This is a genomic window from Vampirovibrio sp. (assembly GCF_041737375.1).
Lineage (GTDB): Bacteria > Cyanobacteriota > Vampirovibrionia > Vampirovibrionales > Vampirovibrionaceae > Vampirovibrio.
Genome location: NZ_JBGSRV010000002.1, coordinates 38,705 through 52,912, shown reverse-complemented (window position 1 = coordinate 52,912; position 14,208 = coordinate 38,705). Strand labels below are relative to the sequence as shown.

The 14,208-nt window shown below is 49.4% G+C and carries 18 protein-coding genes; 6 read left to right on the top strand and 12 right to left on the bottom strand.

Features of this window, described 5'->3' with window-relative positions:
• Window positions 1-30 precede the first annotated feature (30 nt).
• From rpsK to rpsE, 10 genes are all read right to left on the bottom strand, one after another.
• Window positions 31-420, bottom strand: coding sequence for a 30S ribosomal protein S11 (gene rpsK, locus ACEW81_RS00525; protein ID WP_373531004.1), 390 nt, complete (start codon window positions 418-420; stop codon window positions 31-33).
• 121 nt (window positions 421-541) lie between these two features.
• Complete coding sequence (rpsM, locus tag ACEW81_RS00520) at window positions 542-910, bottom strand: 30S ribosomal protein S13 (protein ID WP_373531003.1); 369 nt, start codon at window positions 908-910, stop codon at window positions 542-544.
• A 242-nt stretch (window positions 911-1,152) separates the two neighbouring features.
• Window positions 1,153-1,266: a 50S ribosomal protein L36 gene (gene rpmJ, locus ACEW81_RS00515; RefSeq protein ID WP_373531002.1), complete on the bottom strand. Its 114-nt coding sequence runs from the start codon at window positions 1,264-1,266 to the stop codon at window positions 1,153-1,155.
• 30 nt (window positions 1,267-1,296) lie between these two features.
• Window positions 1,297-1,512 (bottom strand): translation initiation factor IF-1, encoded by a 216-nt coding sequence (infA, locus tag ACEW81_RS00510; protein ID WP_144102307.1) that lies wholly within the window; start codon window positions 1,510-1,512, stop codon window positions 1,297-1,299.
• 44 nt (window positions 1,513-1,556) lie between these two features.
• Window positions 1,557-2,318 (bottom strand): type I methionyl aminopeptidase, encoded by a 762-nt coding sequence (gene map / locus ACEW81_RS00505; protein WP_373531001.1) that lies wholly within the window; start codon window positions 2,316-2,318, stop codon window positions 1,557-1,559.
• Between the two features lie 10 nt (window positions 2,319-2,328).
• On the bottom strand, window positions 2,329-3,108 hold the full coding sequence (locus ACEW81_RS00500) for an adenylate kinase family protein (protein ID WP_373531000.1): 780 nt from the start codon (window positions 3,106-3,108) through the stop codon (window positions 2,329-2,331).
• Window positions 3,109-3,137: 29 nt separating this feature from the next.
• Window positions 3,138-4,469 (bottom strand): preprotein translocase subunit SecY, encoded by a 1,332-nt coding sequence (gene secY, locus ACEW81_RS00495; RefSeq protein ID WP_373530999.1) that lies wholly within the window; start codon window positions 4,467-4,469, stop codon window positions 3,138-3,140.
• A gap of 49 nt (window positions 4,470-4,518) precedes the next feature.
• Window positions 4,519-5,049 carry a 50S ribosomal protein L15 gene (rplO, locus tag ACEW81_RS00490; protein WP_373530998.1) on the bottom strand — a complete coding sequence of 177 codons (531 nt, stop codon included), beginning with the start codon at window positions 5,047-5,049 and terminating at the stop codon, window positions 4,519-4,521.
• 2 nt (window positions 5,050-5,051) lie between these two features.
• Entirely contained in the window at window positions 5,052-5,258 is a 207-nt protein-coding gene (gene rpmD, locus ACEW81_RS00485; RefSeq protein WP_373530997.1) for a 50S ribosomal protein L30, read from the bottom strand.
• Between the two features lie 29 nt (window positions 5,259-5,287).
• Window positions 5,288-6,025 (bottom strand): 30S ribosomal protein S5, encoded by a 738-nt coding sequence (rpsE, locus tag ACEW81_RS00480; RefSeq protein WP_373531046.1) that lies wholly within the window; start codon window positions 6,023-6,025, stop codon window positions 5,288-5,290.
• 341 nt (window positions 6,026-6,366) lie between these two features.
• Here rpsE and ACEW81_RS00475 point away from each other — a divergent pair, with 341 nt between their 5' ends.
• Window positions 6,367-7,344: a metallophosphoesterase gene (locus ACEW81_RS00475; RefSeq protein ID WP_373530996.1), complete on the top strand. Its 978-nt coding sequence runs from the start codon at window positions 6,367-6,369 to the stop codon at window positions 7,342-7,344.
• Window positions 7,341-8,315 (top strand): metallophosphoesterase, encoded by a 975-nt coding sequence (locus ACEW81_RS00470; RefSeq protein WP_373530995.1) that lies wholly within the window; start codon window positions 7,341-7,343, stop codon window positions 8,313-8,315. The genes ACEW81_RS00475 and ACEW81_RS00470 overlap by 4 nt, the downstream gene beginning before the upstream one ends.
• Before the next feature lie 35 nt (window positions 8,316-8,350).
• On the opposite strand, the gene ACEW81_RS00465 is transcribed toward ACEW81_RS00470, so the two are convergent.
• Window positions 8,351-8,683, bottom strand: coding sequence for a hypothetical protein (locus tag ACEW81_RS00465; protein WP_373530994.1), 333 nt, complete (start codon window positions 8,681-8,683; stop codon window positions 8,351-8,353).
• Window positions 8,684-8,955: 272 nt separating this feature from the next.
• On the opposite strand from ACEW81_RS00465, the gene ACEW81_RS00460 reads away from it, so the two are divergent.
• Window positions 8,956-9,171 (top strand): helix-turn-helix transcriptional regulator, encoded by a 216-nt coding sequence (locus ACEW81_RS00460; RefSeq protein ID WP_373530993.1) that lies wholly within the window; start codon window positions 8,956-8,958, stop codon window positions 9,169-9,171.
• Between the two features lie 4 nt (window positions 9,172-9,175).
• Here the strand turns inward: ACEW81_RS00460 and ACEW81_RS00455 are convergent, their stop codons facing one another.
• Window positions 9,176-10,513, bottom strand: a complete 1,338-nt coding sequence (locus ACEW81_RS00455) for a thymidine phosphorylase (protein ID WP_373530992.1) — start codon at window positions 10,511-10,513, stop codon at window positions 9,176-9,178.
• Window positions 10,514-10,603: 90 nt separating this feature from the next.
• On the opposite strand from ACEW81_RS00455, the gene ACEW81_RS00450 reads away from it, so the two are divergent.
• The 3 genes from ACEW81_RS00450 to ACEW81_RS00440 are packed head-to-tail and all read left to right on the top strand — an operon-like array spanning window position 10,604 to window position 14,192.
• On the top strand, window positions 10,604-11,464 hold the full coding sequence (locus ACEW81_RS00450; RefSeq protein ID WP_373530991.1) for a purine-nucleoside phosphorylase: 861 nt from the start codon (window positions 10,604-10,606) through the stop codon (window positions 11,462-11,464).
• Window positions 11,464-14,019: a DEAD/DEAH box helicase gene (locus tag ACEW81_RS00445; protein WP_373530990.1), complete on the top strand. Its 2,556-nt coding sequence runs from the start codon at window positions 11,464-11,466 to the stop codon at window positions 14,017-14,019. The genes ACEW81_RS00450 and ACEW81_RS00445 overlap by 1 nt, the downstream gene beginning before the upstream one ends.
• Window positions 14,016-14,192, top strand: coding sequence for a hypothetical protein (locus ACEW81_RS00440; protein WP_373530989.1), 177 nt, complete (start codon window positions 14,016-14,018; stop codon window positions 14,190-14,192). Before ACEW81_RS00445 ends, ACEW81_RS00440 begins: the two co-directional genes overlap by 4 nt.
• Window positions 14,193-14,208 lie beyond the last annotated feature (16 nt).

Here is a 14,208-nt window from a genome sequence, read left to right as displayed (position 1 = left end):
AAACTCCTATGGGGATTTTTTAATAAATCTTTAGACTCTACGACGTTTGGGTGGACGGCAACCATTGTGTGGAATGGGTGTCACATCTTTAATCAAACTGATTTCCAAACCGGCTACTTGTAGAGCGCGAATAGCCGTCTCACGCCCTGCTCCAGGTCCACTCACGTAGACTTCAGCAGCACGCATGCCATTGTCCATGGCTTTTTTAGCAACAGACTCGGCAGCAGATTGGGCTGCAAAGGGAGTGCCTTTACGCGCACCCTTAAAGCCTTCAGAGCCTGAACTTCCCCAAGCAATAACGTTACCCTGGGGGTCAGTCGCTGAAACGATAGTATTGTTAAATGTAGATTGAATGTGGACAACGCCTTGAAGAATATTTTTCTTCTCTTTGCGTTTCGGTTTTCCAGATTTGTCAGCCATATTGACTTTTTATCTCCATTAAAAACTTGTGAAAGTGAAGTAGGCTTCAGTTAAAAGACAGGTAAAACAAGAGCTTTGAATATAAAAACCTAACCTTGATTCAAATGAATCAGCGATGGGGCTAAGCTTTTTTCTTCATCGGGGCCGAACGCTTACCACGACGGGTACGGGCGTTGGTTTTAGTACGCTGGCCACGCACCGGCAGGCCGCGCTTGTGGCGTTGCCCACGATAGCAGTTGATTTCAATCAGCCGCTTGATGTTCAAGCCTTCAGAACGGCGTAAATCACCTTCCACTTGATAATTCTTTTCAATCTCATCCCGCAGCGCGTTGATTTCAGACTCAGTCAAATCATCGGTCCGCTTATCGGGGTTGACTTTAGTGATTTGCAAAATTTTACGTGCCAGCGACAAGCCAATACCGTAAATGTAAGGCAGGGCATACAGCATCTTTTTATTTCTTGGGAGGTCTACTCCGACGATTCTGGCCATTGGGACTCCTGATTAACTGGTCTTAAACTTAACTGAAATTTGAAAAAGAAAACAAAGAGCACGTTTTCTTTTTAAGAATTCGCACTGTTGAAAATTAAAATTAAATTAAAAGTAAACTAGAATCAAGAGGAGAGTCGAATTTGAGGTAAAAGACATAAACTTTTGCAATAATTGCAAAGGTAATTCCTCTTGCGTTACACAAAAATAGCCTACCCTGCCGAAGTAGGGAGGCTAAGACAGAATCATCCTTGACGCTGTTTGTGCTTGGGGTTTAAGCAGATGACGGCTACCCGTTTTTTGCGACGGATGACTTTGCAATGCTCACACATTTTTTTGACAGATGTACGGACTTTCATGGGTCTAACCTTCGATTTAAGGGGGATGGACTATTTAAGACGGTATGTAATCCGCCCACGAGTGAGGTCATAGGGAGACAGTTCTATCTTGACCTTATCTCCAGGCAGAATACGAATGAAGTTTTTGCGAATTTTACCAGAAATATGAGCGAGGATCACCAAACCATTTTCCAATTCTACCCGAAACATAGCGTTGGGGAGGGATTCGTGGACGGTGCCTTCCATTTCGATGACGTCTTTGGCCATAAGTGCTTTTGCTGATTCCTAATAATGCGACTGGGTGCCGGTAATCACTGCAGAAGAGTCAGGATTTCAGGCTCCCCTTTGGTAACCACTACTGTATGCTCAAAATGAGCCGAGGGCAAGTGATCTTTTGTAAGTACTGTCCATTCGTCCGCTGCGGTGTATACGTCATCTTCGCCCAGGTTAAACATAGGCTCAATGGCCAGTACATTGCCTTCTTCTAGCTTAGGGCCTTGCTCTCCGGTACGAAAATTGTGGATAAAAGGCGCTTCGTGCGGCTTTTTCCCAACGCCATGCCCGCCATAATTGCGAACCAGGCCATAGCCGTACTTTTTACAAACATCCTCAATGGCCCCTGAAATGTCATCCAGATAGTTTCCTGGGCGCATTTGAGCAATACCTGCCAGTAGACCTTCCTCTGTGGCGGCGAGCAGTTTTAAAACTTCCGGCTTCACCGTTCCAACGGGCCAGGTCACCGCCGAGTCGGAATACAATCCTTTATAAATGGTTCCACAATCTACGCTAACCACGTCTCCATCCAGGAGAATCTTTTCGGCATTTGGAATGCCATGCACCACTTCTTCATTGACCGACATGCATAAGGTCTTCGGGAAGCCGTATAAACCTTTGAATGCGGGTACTCCACCTGCTTTGCGAATATAAGATTCCGCAATCTCATCCAGTTCCAACGTGCTGATCCCCGGTTTGATGGCGGCTTGCACAGCCTGATGCGCCTCTGCGTTGATTTTGGCCGCAGTTCGGATTAGGCCTATTTCATGTCTGGATTTACGATCAATACGTTCGGGCATGGGAAAGCTCCTAGGAAGCGGTTGATAAGCCAAGGATGGGTTGGATGAGCGATTCAATCGCCAATGTTACTTTTTCAGGTGCCTGTTCTCCATTGATTTCGGCAAGATATCCTTTTTCCTGAAGATGTTCAATGAGGGGATTGGTTTCTTTTTGGTATTCAGCCAAACGCTTTTCTACAGTTTGCGGCTCATCATCAGTTCTCACAATTAATTCAGCCTGATCAATATCGCACAATCCAATAGCACGGCCTTGTTGATCTGTGGCTATTGAGCCATCCGGGCTGATTTTTTGCTGTTTGGGCGCGAGGCACTCATCATTGACATTGTAAACATGACGCGCGTTTTCACTGCAAAATCTTCTGCCTGTGGCTCGTGCTTTAACAATGTCCAGACTGACATTCAAATAAATGGCTTTGCTCAGCTCCGCTTCCCAGTGCTGGCAAAGCTCTAGAAGGGCATCGGCTTGCTCCTGGTTGCGTGGAAAGCCATCCAGAATAAATCCTTTTGCTTCTGAATGGTCAGCTGCCAGTGCTTCAAGACCTTTTTGAAACACTTTGACTACGGTTTTAATGGGTACCAATTTCCCATTATTCATATAAGATTCCAGCTCAGCTTTAAGCTCGGGATCTTTCCCTTCCTTCATAATGGCTCGAAAAGTAGAGCCCATATCAAAGGTGGGTAGATGGTAGCGTTCAGATAAAATTTGAGTTTGAGTCCCTTTCCCACCATTGGGCGGCGCCACAAAGGGGAAAAGCAGTTTGTTTTTTAAGTTTTTTGAAAAATCAGTCATAAGTCGCTGTTATCTTTCAATTGACCGGATTACTTGAGAAATCCTTCGTACTGCCGTGCCAGTAAGTGAACTCTGATTTGATTCACCGTGTCTAGCGCTACACCTACCATAATAATGAGCGATGTGGCTCCTAGCCCCTGTAAGGTGGTGATGCCTGTAATGCTGGTGGCTGAGCTGGCGATTAAGGTAATGGCAGCCAAGGCGAAAGCACCAATAAATGTGGTTCGGCTTAGAATTTCGCCCAGCTTTTCGGCTGTAGGTCGACCGGGTTTTACGCCTGGAATGGAGCTACCATATTTTTTCAAATTATCGGCAATTTCCTTGGGCTGCATGCTGGGGATGATCGATGAATAAAAGAAGGTAAAGAAGACAATCAGAAGGAATTCACCCACGATATACGCGGGTTTTCCTGCCGCCAGGTAAACGGTGTAGAAGTTGAGCACTTCACGCATGATGCCCGTTGGGTTTTGCTGCTGTAAAAAGGCAAAAATAGTACTGGGGAAAGCCAATACAGCAAAGGCAAAAATAATGGGCATTACACCGGCTGGATTGATTTTAAAAGGAATGTGCGTGTTTTGTCCGCCGTAAATTCGGTTGCCCACTTGGCGTTTGGCGCTGACAATAAAGATTTTCCGGGTGGCTTCTTGCAAGACAATGATTAATCCGATGGTTACCAGATAGATACCCAGCAAAAGCACCAGAAAAAATGATTTTTGGGCGTCGTTAGAAACCAATTGCTCGGTTTGGGTCCAGTAGAAGGGCACTCGGGACAAAATACCAGCGAAAATGAGCAGAGAGCCGCCATTGCCGATGCCCCGTTCCGTAATCATTTCTGACACCCAAAGGGCGAAAACAGCGCCTGCCGTTAAGGTTAACACCGCCTGCACATAAAATACCCAAGGCGTGATATTGGGATCAATGGCACCGGCACTGCCGATTAAACGCAATATCAAAACGGCCTGAAATCCGGCCAGCACAATGGTTAGGTAACGGGTGTATTGAGAGATTTTTCGGCGGCCAGCCTCTCCTTCTTCCTTCTGCAATTCTTCTAAACGCGGAATAACCACGGATAAAAGCTGCATGATGATAGAAGAAGTGATGTAGGGGCCAATACCGAGGGCTAATACGGAAACGCTTGTGAGAGCGCCGCCGGAGAACATATCCAGGAATCCTAGCAACTGGTTGCCAAGTGCGCCTTGAATCAGTTCTGGATGTACGCCCCACACGGGAACATGAACACCGAGGCGAAAAACTGCCAGCATCAGAATGGTAAATATTAATTTACTTTTGAGGCCGGACGCTTCCCACATTGCCTGGATGTCGCCGACTCCCGGTATTGCGCCTGCTTTGGGCTTAGCCACCGAAGAATCCTCTTTAATCAAATATATGGAGTACCTTGGATAGTGCGACCTAAGCTTCTGCAGCTTCGGCGGGGCCTATCAAGCGAATGCTGCCACCAGCCGCCTCGATTTTCTGACGGGCGGAAGGGGTCACATAATGCGCTTCTACTGTGATTTTGCGCTTTACTTCGCCTTTACCCAGAACCCGGATGCCGTCGTGCTTGATTTTCATCAGCCCGCCGGTCAGCAGCAAATCGTAGGTCAGTTCATTTTCTTCAGGCAGCAAAATCTGTTCCAGATCTTCAACGTTCAATTCCAGCCATTGGCGGGGATTGACCAGTTCAAATCCGTTGATTTTTGGCATACGGCGATAACCGGGCATCTGACCGCCCTCAAAGCCACGTTTTCTGGAACGACCAGAACGCTGGCCTTCACCGTTGTGACCTCGGTTGGCGGTTTTACCGGCGCCGCTGGCCCGACCGCGTCCAACCCGCAACTTTGCTTTCACAGAGCCTTTGGCTGGTTTTAAATCGGTTAAGGAAAGAAAGGTTTTGACCTCGCCCTCAGGGGCTGCGGTGGTTTCAGTTGTTTTCTTTGACATGATTATGCAGTCTCCACGGTGAGCAGGTGGGAAATTTTGGTGATCATGCCACGGATAACCGCCGTATCATAATGCACCACAGTGTGGTTGGTTTTGGTCAAACCCAAAGCGCGTGCGACCCGGCGATGTTTTTCGGGCCTGCCCAGCAAGCTACGGGTCAGCGTCACTTTGACCTGACGATCGGTCTTCTGTTGTTCGTTAGCGGACATTTAAAATTTTCTCCGAATTCAAATAAGGTCTACATCAGGATTTCTTTGACGGTTTTCCCACGGGCACGTGCGATTTGTTCGAACGTGCGTAGCTCCGCAAGGCCTTTTAAAGTGGCTCGAGCCACGTTTAAAGGGGAGTTGGAACCCAAGGATTTGGACAGAATGTTCTCAATCCCGGCAAGTTCCAGCAGCGCCCGAGCGGCTCCGCCAGCGATAACCCCGGTACCTTTGGAAGCGGGGCGCAATACTACCACGCTGCCGCCAGCCTTACTTTTTACAGGGTGAGGAATGGTGGTGTTGTGCAGCGGCACATCAATTAAAGATTTTTTAGCCGCAGCCACGCCTTTTTGGATGGCGCCAATGACTTCATTGGACTTGCCAATGCCAATGCCGACCTGGCCTTTGCCATTACCGACCACTACAACGGCCCGGAAAGACATCTTCTTACCGCCCTTGACCACCTTGGTTACCCGACGGATTTGAATTACTTTTTCTTTCCACTCGCTGCGCTCGGCATCGTCGGCTTGTCCGGGGCCTGGGCCACGTCCTTGTCCGGGTCCGCCACCAGGTCCACGGCCTTGACCGCGTCCTTGTCCGGGTCCGCCACCGGGGCCTCTTCTTTGGCCTCTATCACCACCGGGTCCACCCGGTCCACCCGGTCCGCCAGCGCGTGGGGGACGTGCTTCTGGTGCTGAAGCTTGTTGGGGGGCAGCATCCTGGCCCTGCTGAACTGCTTGATCCAGCGGCTTATCGTTTTCGTTGGACATTTCGTTTGTCATTGGCCTTTTTGTTTCCTATATAAAGGGCTATTTATCTTTACAATTCGGAGCCGCAAATTTTCCTGGGTTAAAGGAAACTACGGTGAGACTGGGCTTCCGTGGACACTGATGACGGATAGAGGGGACTCTAAGGGCCAAGCCTACATTGAGGATTGATACTCTAACAAAAGCATATGCCCCTGACAAGATTTCCCTGTGAGATGCCGTAAATTTGTTGCGACTGACCTTCATTTTGGATTCAATCAGGGGATGGGTTATTATAAGGCCATTCGTGATCAGATGTATCTTTCTTTATTTATAAGTGAGATCTTTTGCAAGGAGCTTTAATTATGAGAGGTAAGATTGGGCAACTGCTGACCGGGCTTTTTCTGCTGGTAGCCGTTGCGCTGCTGGGTTGGTGGAGTCGTCAGGAATTACTGGCTTCAGCCAAGCTTCAGGCGTTGGAAAGCCCTTTGGCCCCTCAAGAGCTTTCGCAAGTTTTGAAAGAGCCTTATAAGTTTGTGGCTTTTGGCGATTGGGGCGCTGGCACTCCCTTTCAGCAAGATGTGGCTTCCCAGTTGGCCATGGAGCTGGATAAAGACCCTTATGAGGCAGCCTTACTGCTGGGTGATAACATTTATCCGGATGGCAATATTCAAAAATTCGGAAAACCTTACTTTACAGATATGTACGGGGCGCTGATTCGTCAAAACGTTCATTTTATAGTGGCCATTGGTAATCACGACATTGTAGGCGGCCATCAGGCTGATCAGTTGAGCTTTTTCAAGATGCCTGGCTATTATTATTCGGTTAAAAAGCCGGGTGTTGAGTTTTTCGTGATTGATACCAACCATTTCGCAAATGATCAGGTTCAACAACAGTGGTTAAAGCAAGCGTTGTCGGCTTCCACTTCAACCTGGAAGGCCGTAGTGGGCCATCATCCGGTTTATTCATCAGGTGAGCATGGCTCTAATCAGGGCTTGAAAGACACGCTGGAGCCACTGTTGATTGACTATCGGGTCAATTTATATCTGGCTGGCCACGATCATAATTATGAGCGCTTTAAGCCCATTCACGGGGTTCAGTACATTGTTTCCGGTGGTGGTGGGGCTTATCTTCGTAACGTTGATAAGCCGCTTCCTCAGTCCCTGATTTATCTGAAGGCGCATCACTTTCTGGATTTTGAGCTAAAGGGCAATCAACTGAAAATGAGGGTGGTGGATAAGACGGGTAGCACCATTGATCAGGCCCAGTGGGTTCAGCCTGCGCTTCGCCCTCAGGCACTCCCTCATAAAAAGCAGGCATGCGTGAGAAAGTGTGTGCGATGACCCAGCCAGACTCTGTTTTAAAAAACAAACGAAAAAAAACGGTTCTTTCTATCATTTTCTTCAGTTTGCTGTTCTTATTGGTGGGCTTGGGTTGGGCTTTCTTTTTTGAGGATTTTGATTTCTACCGACCTGAAACCCCGCTGGTTTGTGGGGTCGCTCCTTCCTCTAAGCAGCCGCTGCGATTTATTGCCTTTGGCGATTTTGGTCAAGGCACTCCCTTTCAGGCCAAATTGGCTAAGCAAATGGTCAAAGCACATCAGCGGCAGCCTTTTGGCTTGGCCTTGCTGTTAGGCGATAACATTTACCCGAATGGCGACATCAAGAAACTGGCCAAAACTCACTTTGAAAACCCGTATGCGGGCTTGATTGAGCGCAATATACAATTTATAGCCACGATTGGCGATCATGATGACCGTAACGGGCATCGTGAAGATGAAATGTCCTACTTCAAGATGCCCAAGGATTACTATAAAGTCTCTCAAGGCCCGGTTGATTTTTTTATTTTAAATACCACGTTTTTTGTGCGAAGTCCTGAGCAGCGGGCCTGGATTGAGCGCGCTTTGGCTGAAAGCAAGGCCCCCTGGAAAATTGTGGTGGGGCATCATCCCATGTATTCATCCGGGCGCAATGGCAATACTGATGGTGCTCGTAAAGTGCTGGAGCCTCTCATGATTCGCTATGGCGTGGATCTGTACCTGGCAGGGCATGACCATGATTATGAGCGTTTTGCCCCCATTCAAGGGGTTCGCTATGTGGTTTCCGGGGGTGGGGGCAGTTACCTGTATAACTTTAGAAAGACCCAGCCCCATTCGGAAGTTCGCCTGAAAACGCACCACTTTTTATTGCTTGAGGTCACCCAAAATCATTTGTGGCTGAAGGCAATCAATCGTCATGGCGACGTGATTGATTGCGTGGATTGGGGTAAAGACGCTGATGCCACCCAAAACGCCTCTTCTTCCAGTGTTCTTTAAAAGCCGCAGTTTTTAAGCCTTTAAAAAAAGGTGGGTTAATCTGGTTTGGATGCTTGACTGGCGGGCAAGGCCGGGTTTTTGATCAACCAGTGAATCAGGAAGATGAAGCCGCTAATAATGCTGCCCAATGCGGGTGGGGTTAATGCCTGTGGATTTCCGCCCTCACCAATTAAAGCCCCTAGCAGTTGAAAGGCGCTAAGGCCGAAGACGATTACCATTAAAAAGCAAACGGCGTATCGGTAAATTTCAAAAATAATGGCTTTCCGTTCTTGCATGGTCGCTCCTACCCGTTCCACATAATCAACCAGTAACAAAGTCCCCACAAACAGGGCGGGAATCAGTATGCTACCCAACAGCAAAATTTCCATTGTATGTTGCTCCCTGCCCTATTTTGAACTTATTGGGTTCATTATAAGGCATTTTCTGCGGGGGGGAATTCCTGTGGCTGATTTTGCGTTTTTTGTGGGGAAATACGGCGAAAAGAAAGGGCGCTACTCTACAGATTCTTGTGTATAATTTTGTTAAGTAACCCGATTGTTGGGTACTTTCGTAAAAAAGCCTTTATGGCCTTGGTCGTTTGGGATAAAGCCACATCACAGATCCGGGTGAGCCACCATCAAGCAGCGGGTGATTTTTTAGTATGAAAGTGAAAATCAAGGATATTGCCAGGGAAAAAAATGCCTGGAGTTTGTATCGCCTTGCCAAAGAGCTGGGGCTACCGCAGCAGACTGTGTATTCCTGGGCCAGTGGGCGCACTCAGCCCAGTTATGACAACATGGACCGGCTTTGCGATATTCTGGATTGCCCGGTGGGTGAGTTGTTTGAGGCTGAACCCGTTCAGAAAAAGCTGTTTTAGGGCTTTAAACGGATATTTTTAGTCCTTTGGCGCACACATCGCCCATGAGTACTTCCTCAATCAAAGGGGGCGCTGTCACTGGTTCTGGTGAGAAGGTGAACGCGTTTTTCAGCACTTGCAAAGCCTCCCGGTGATCGTGGTCATCGGCGTAAAGCTCTACCAGCGTTTCGCCCATTTTGACTTTATCGCCCACTTTTTTGCGAAGCAGAACCCCAACCCCTAAATTAATGCCACTTTCCTTGCTCAGGCGGCCTGCGCCTACCATTTTTGCGGATTTGGCCACTTCCAGGGCGTCAATATTGGCAATGTACCCAGCTTCAGTAGAGGGCAGCATCAGTACCCGGTCTGGCTGAGGCAACAAACTAAAGTCATCCAGCGCGGCGACATCGCCTTTTTGGGCTTTGACCAGTTCCTTGAACTTGGCCAGGGCGCTGCCATCATAAAGCTCTTGGCGCAAACGGGTTTCGGCCTCTTCCAGGGTGGCATAGGTGCCTGCGCCCACCAGAGAAACGCCGCCCAGCCTCACGCACAAATCTTCTAAATCCTGAGGGCCTTTGCCTTTCAGCAGGTTTACAATTTCCATCACCTCCAGGCTATGCCCAATGGCGTAGCCCAAGGGTTGGTTCATGGCGGAAATGACGGTAGAAATACTTTTTCCCAGCCGTTTTCCCACTTCCCGGCAGGTAAAGGCCAGATTTTTGGCCTCTTCCAGCGTTCCCATAAAAGCGCCAGCGCCGTATTTAATGTCTAAAACAATCACATCCGCTCCGGCTGCAATTTTTTTGGAGATGACCGAAGCCGCAATCAGCGGAATGCTGGCCACCGTGGCGGTGACATCCCGCAGGGCGTACATTTTGCCATCGGCAGGGGCTAAATCCGCTGTTTGAGAGGAAATGGCCATGCCTAGTTTCTGGATTTGCTCTACAAATTCAATGCCACTTAATGAGGTTTTGAAGTTGGGAATGGCCTCCAGTTTGTCGATGGTGCCGCCGGTAAAGCCTAGCCCCCGGCCGGACAGCTTGGCTACTTTAACCCCTGCGGTGGCCAACATGGGCAGCAAAGCCAGTGTGGTTTTATCGCCTACGCCCCCGGTGCTGTGTTTGTCTACTACCACCCCGCCCGCTTCGGACAGATCCATTTTTTTGCCGGAGTTGACGAACGCCTGAGTCAGCCAGGTGGTTTCGTCCATGTTTAATCCATTGATGCAGGCGGCCATTAACCAGGCCGAAATCTGGTAATCATGCGCTTTTCCAGACTCCATCATCTGTACCAGTGCGGCGACTTCCTCTTCGGAATGCGTTAAACCCCGGCGTTTTTTATCTATAATCTCAATGATGTTCATGGGCGTTGCCTGCTTTTTAAAACTTTAATAAGGCGTCTAAAACGAACGCACATCAAAATTATAGCCCAAAAGCCAGACAGGATTTTCAGGATGACTTTTCAGGAACAATTGGCCCAGGCGGTTGCCTTTATTCAAAATCAATCCCCGTATCCGCAATTGAAGGGCTTGGTTGTGCTGGGTTCCGGGTTGGGTGCTTTTGCGGAAACCCTTCAAAATCCCCACTATATTGAATACAAGGATATTCCCTACTTCCAGCAATCCTCGGTGCAGGGCCATGCGGGGCGGCTGGTATTGGGTGAGGCCGCTCCCGGTTTCGCCATTGCCTGTATGCAGGGGCGTTTTCACTACTATGAAGGACATGCCATGGATACGGTGGTATTTCCGGTTCGGGTACTGAAGCAACTGGGCATTGAGTTTATGATGGTCACCAACGCAGCGGGTGGTATTCATCCCGATTTTCAGCCCGGCACCCTGATGCTGATTGAGGATCATTTGAACCTGATGGGCGATAATCCCTTGAAGGGGCCTAATTATGATATGCTAGGACCTCGATTCCCTGATATGAGTGAGGCTTACAATCAAGAAATGCGAACCCTAGCCAAGCAGGTGGCTTCTGAACAAAATATTGAACTGGCCAGTGGGGTTTACGCAGGGTTAAGCGGCCCTACTTACGAAACCCCCGCCGAGGTGAGAATGCTCAGAGGGTTAGGGGCTGATGCAGTGGGCATGTCCACGGTGCCAGAAGTGATTGCGGCCAATCATATGGGCCTCAACGTCATGGGGATTTCCTGTATTACCAATCAGGCGGCGGGCTTGTCCCTGCAAAAATTAAGCCATCAGGAAGTGATGGACACTGCCGAGCAAAGCCGCCAGCGATTTATGGATTTATTGCAAGGTGTTTTGACCCGTTTGGCGGCGAAGTCCATCGCCTTACCACAGGGGGGCGTCTAATGTCCGGTTTTCAACTAGAAGATTTTCAGGCCCAGTTGGACTTTCCGTTGGATGAGTTTCAGGAGCAAGCCATTCGCAGTATCGCTGAAGGACATAGCGTGGTGGTGTGCGCCCCTACCGGCAGCGGAAAAACCATTGTGGCTGAATACGCCGCTATGCGAGCCTTGTCTGAAGGCAAAAAGATTTTTTATACCACCCCCCTCAAGGCGCTGAGCAACCAGAAGTACTTCGATCTCAAAAAACAATACGGTGAGGCCAATGTGGGTTTGCTGACCGGCGATTCTTCCTTTAACCGGGACGCCCGCATTATTGTAATGACCACCGAAATTTTTCGGAACATGCTGTATGGCATTGAAGGGGATAGCAGCGTACTGAGCTATTTGGGCTATGTGGTACTGGATGAATGCCACTATATGAACGATTCCGAGCGGGGTACGGTGTGGGAAGAGTGCATTATTTACTGCCCGGACAACATTCAGTTAATCGCCCTGTCAGCCACGGTGGCCAATGCCGCTGAACTGACCGACTGGATTAACGAGGTTCACCACGATACCCGCCTGATTTGGAGCGATTTTAGACCGGTTCCGCTGCGGTTTTCCTTTTACGATCGGGATCGCTTGCTCCCCTTGTTTGAACCACCCGGCCCGGATGGCCAGAAAAAGCTGAGCCGGAAACTCAAGCTGGATTTAAAGGGACAGCGCTTGCCCAAGGCCAACCGTTTTTTCCGGCCCAACGAGCTGATTAACCTGATGGCGGAAAAGGACATGCTGCCTGCCATCTTCTTTACCTTTAGCCGCAAGGATTGCGACAAGCATCTTGAATTCACCTTTCCGCTCAAGTTGCTCAGCCCTGCCGAGCGCAAGCTGCTGGAAAAGAAAGTGGATGACTACGTGGCTCAAAATCCCTTTCTGGAAAGCAGCCCGCAAATCAAATTTATTCGAAACGGCTTTGCCAGTCACCATGCCGGGTTATTGCCCGCCATGAAACACCTGGTGGAAACCCTGTTTCAGCAAGGGTTGATTAAGGCGGTATTTGCCACAGAAACGCTGGCTGCGGGCATTAACATGCCAGCTCGCTCTACGGTAATCACCAAAATTTCCAAGCGCACCAACGATGGCCACCGACTGCTGACCGCTAGCGAATTCCTGCAAATGTCCGGTCGGGCCGGGCGTAGAGGCATGGATGCGGTTGGTTATGTTCTGGTGGTCAGTTCTCAGTACGAAGGGGCCATGGAAGTGGCGACGCTGGCCAGCAGTCCGCCCGATCCGCTGAATAGCCAGTTTACCCCCACCTACGGCATGGTGTTGAACTTGCTGCAAAAACACAGCTTGAAGCAGGCCGAATTTTTGATCCGTCAGAGTTTTGGTCAGTTTACCGCCGCCCGTCGCCTGCGTCCGCTGGAAGAATCCAAGGCGCACCACGAGTTTGAACTTCAGCAACTGCTGGATTTCAAATGCCCTTATGAGGTGAGTGACAAAGATTTTCACGGTTATTTACGGGCCAAAGAGCTGGTGCATGAGTCAGCCCGCTTTGTGCGGATTTTGCAAAAACAGCTCAAGCAGCACGGAAATTCTCCCGAGGTGCATAAGCAGTTGAGCCATGAACAAGGAAAACTCAACAACCTGAGAACCACGGTGAACAGTAGCCCTTGCCATAAGTGCGATTTGATTCGTAAGCATGAGCGGGTGGAAGAGCGCACTCAGCGGGAACAACGCAAGTTGAAAACGGTTAATCGCTTGCTGGCTGAGGAAAATGATACCCACTGGCGCCGGTTTATGAATATTTACGCCCTCTTACGGGAATCAGAGTATCTGGATGAGAACGACAAGCCCACCAAGCGGGGGGATTTAACCGCCCAGATTCGTTCCGAGAACGAGTACGCCATGGCTGAAATCCTGTTGGCGGTAGGCGTCATTGATGATTTGACCGCCCCTCAGTTGGCGGCCACCTTGTCAGCCCTGCTGAATGACAGCAACCGGGAAAATTTGTACGTGAAGTTTAGATTGTCGAATCCGGTGATGGAAGCCTTGGGCAAGGTGGATCTGCTATTCAAGCGGGTGGATCGTTTGCAGCGTAAGCATCATGTGGAAGTGGGCATTCTCCTGAATCCGGTGGCCAGTGGTCTGGTAGAGGCATGGGCCATGGGCTATGCCTGGGAGCGCCTGATTGGCATGACCAACATTGGAGAAGGCGATATGGTGAGGCAATTCCGGCGCACCGCTGATATTTTGCGCCAAATCAGCCGCATTGATACTTTGCCGCTTAAAATACGTCTGAATGCCAAGGAAGCCTTGAAACTGATTGATCGTGAACCGATTAAAGAAGTGGAAATGGTTGAGGAAGCGCCGGTTAAACCGGTTGAAGAATCAACGGGCCTTGTTTCCGCCGATGAGCGGGCGCAATTTTTAAAATTGGTGGGCGTTGATTCAAACAGTGACGCTGAAGCGCCAGCTGAAACCCAACCAGTCCCGCCATCGGCCCAAGAACCGAACGTTGATTCTGACGTCCCGGACTTGGATAAGCCGATTGTTCAAACCGTGGAGCCTACTGAATGATGAATGAGCCTGAATATTTGCCCGCAACGCCAGAGGCTGCTCTGCCTACTGAGCCTGCTCAGGCTGTTCAGTCTGATTCTACTATCAAGCGCTCCAAACTCCCCGATTTCCAGCCTTTGGGCGCCATTCGGGATTATTTTACCGAACTGATGAAGCAAGACTCTATTCGATAATCCGTTTTACTGCATC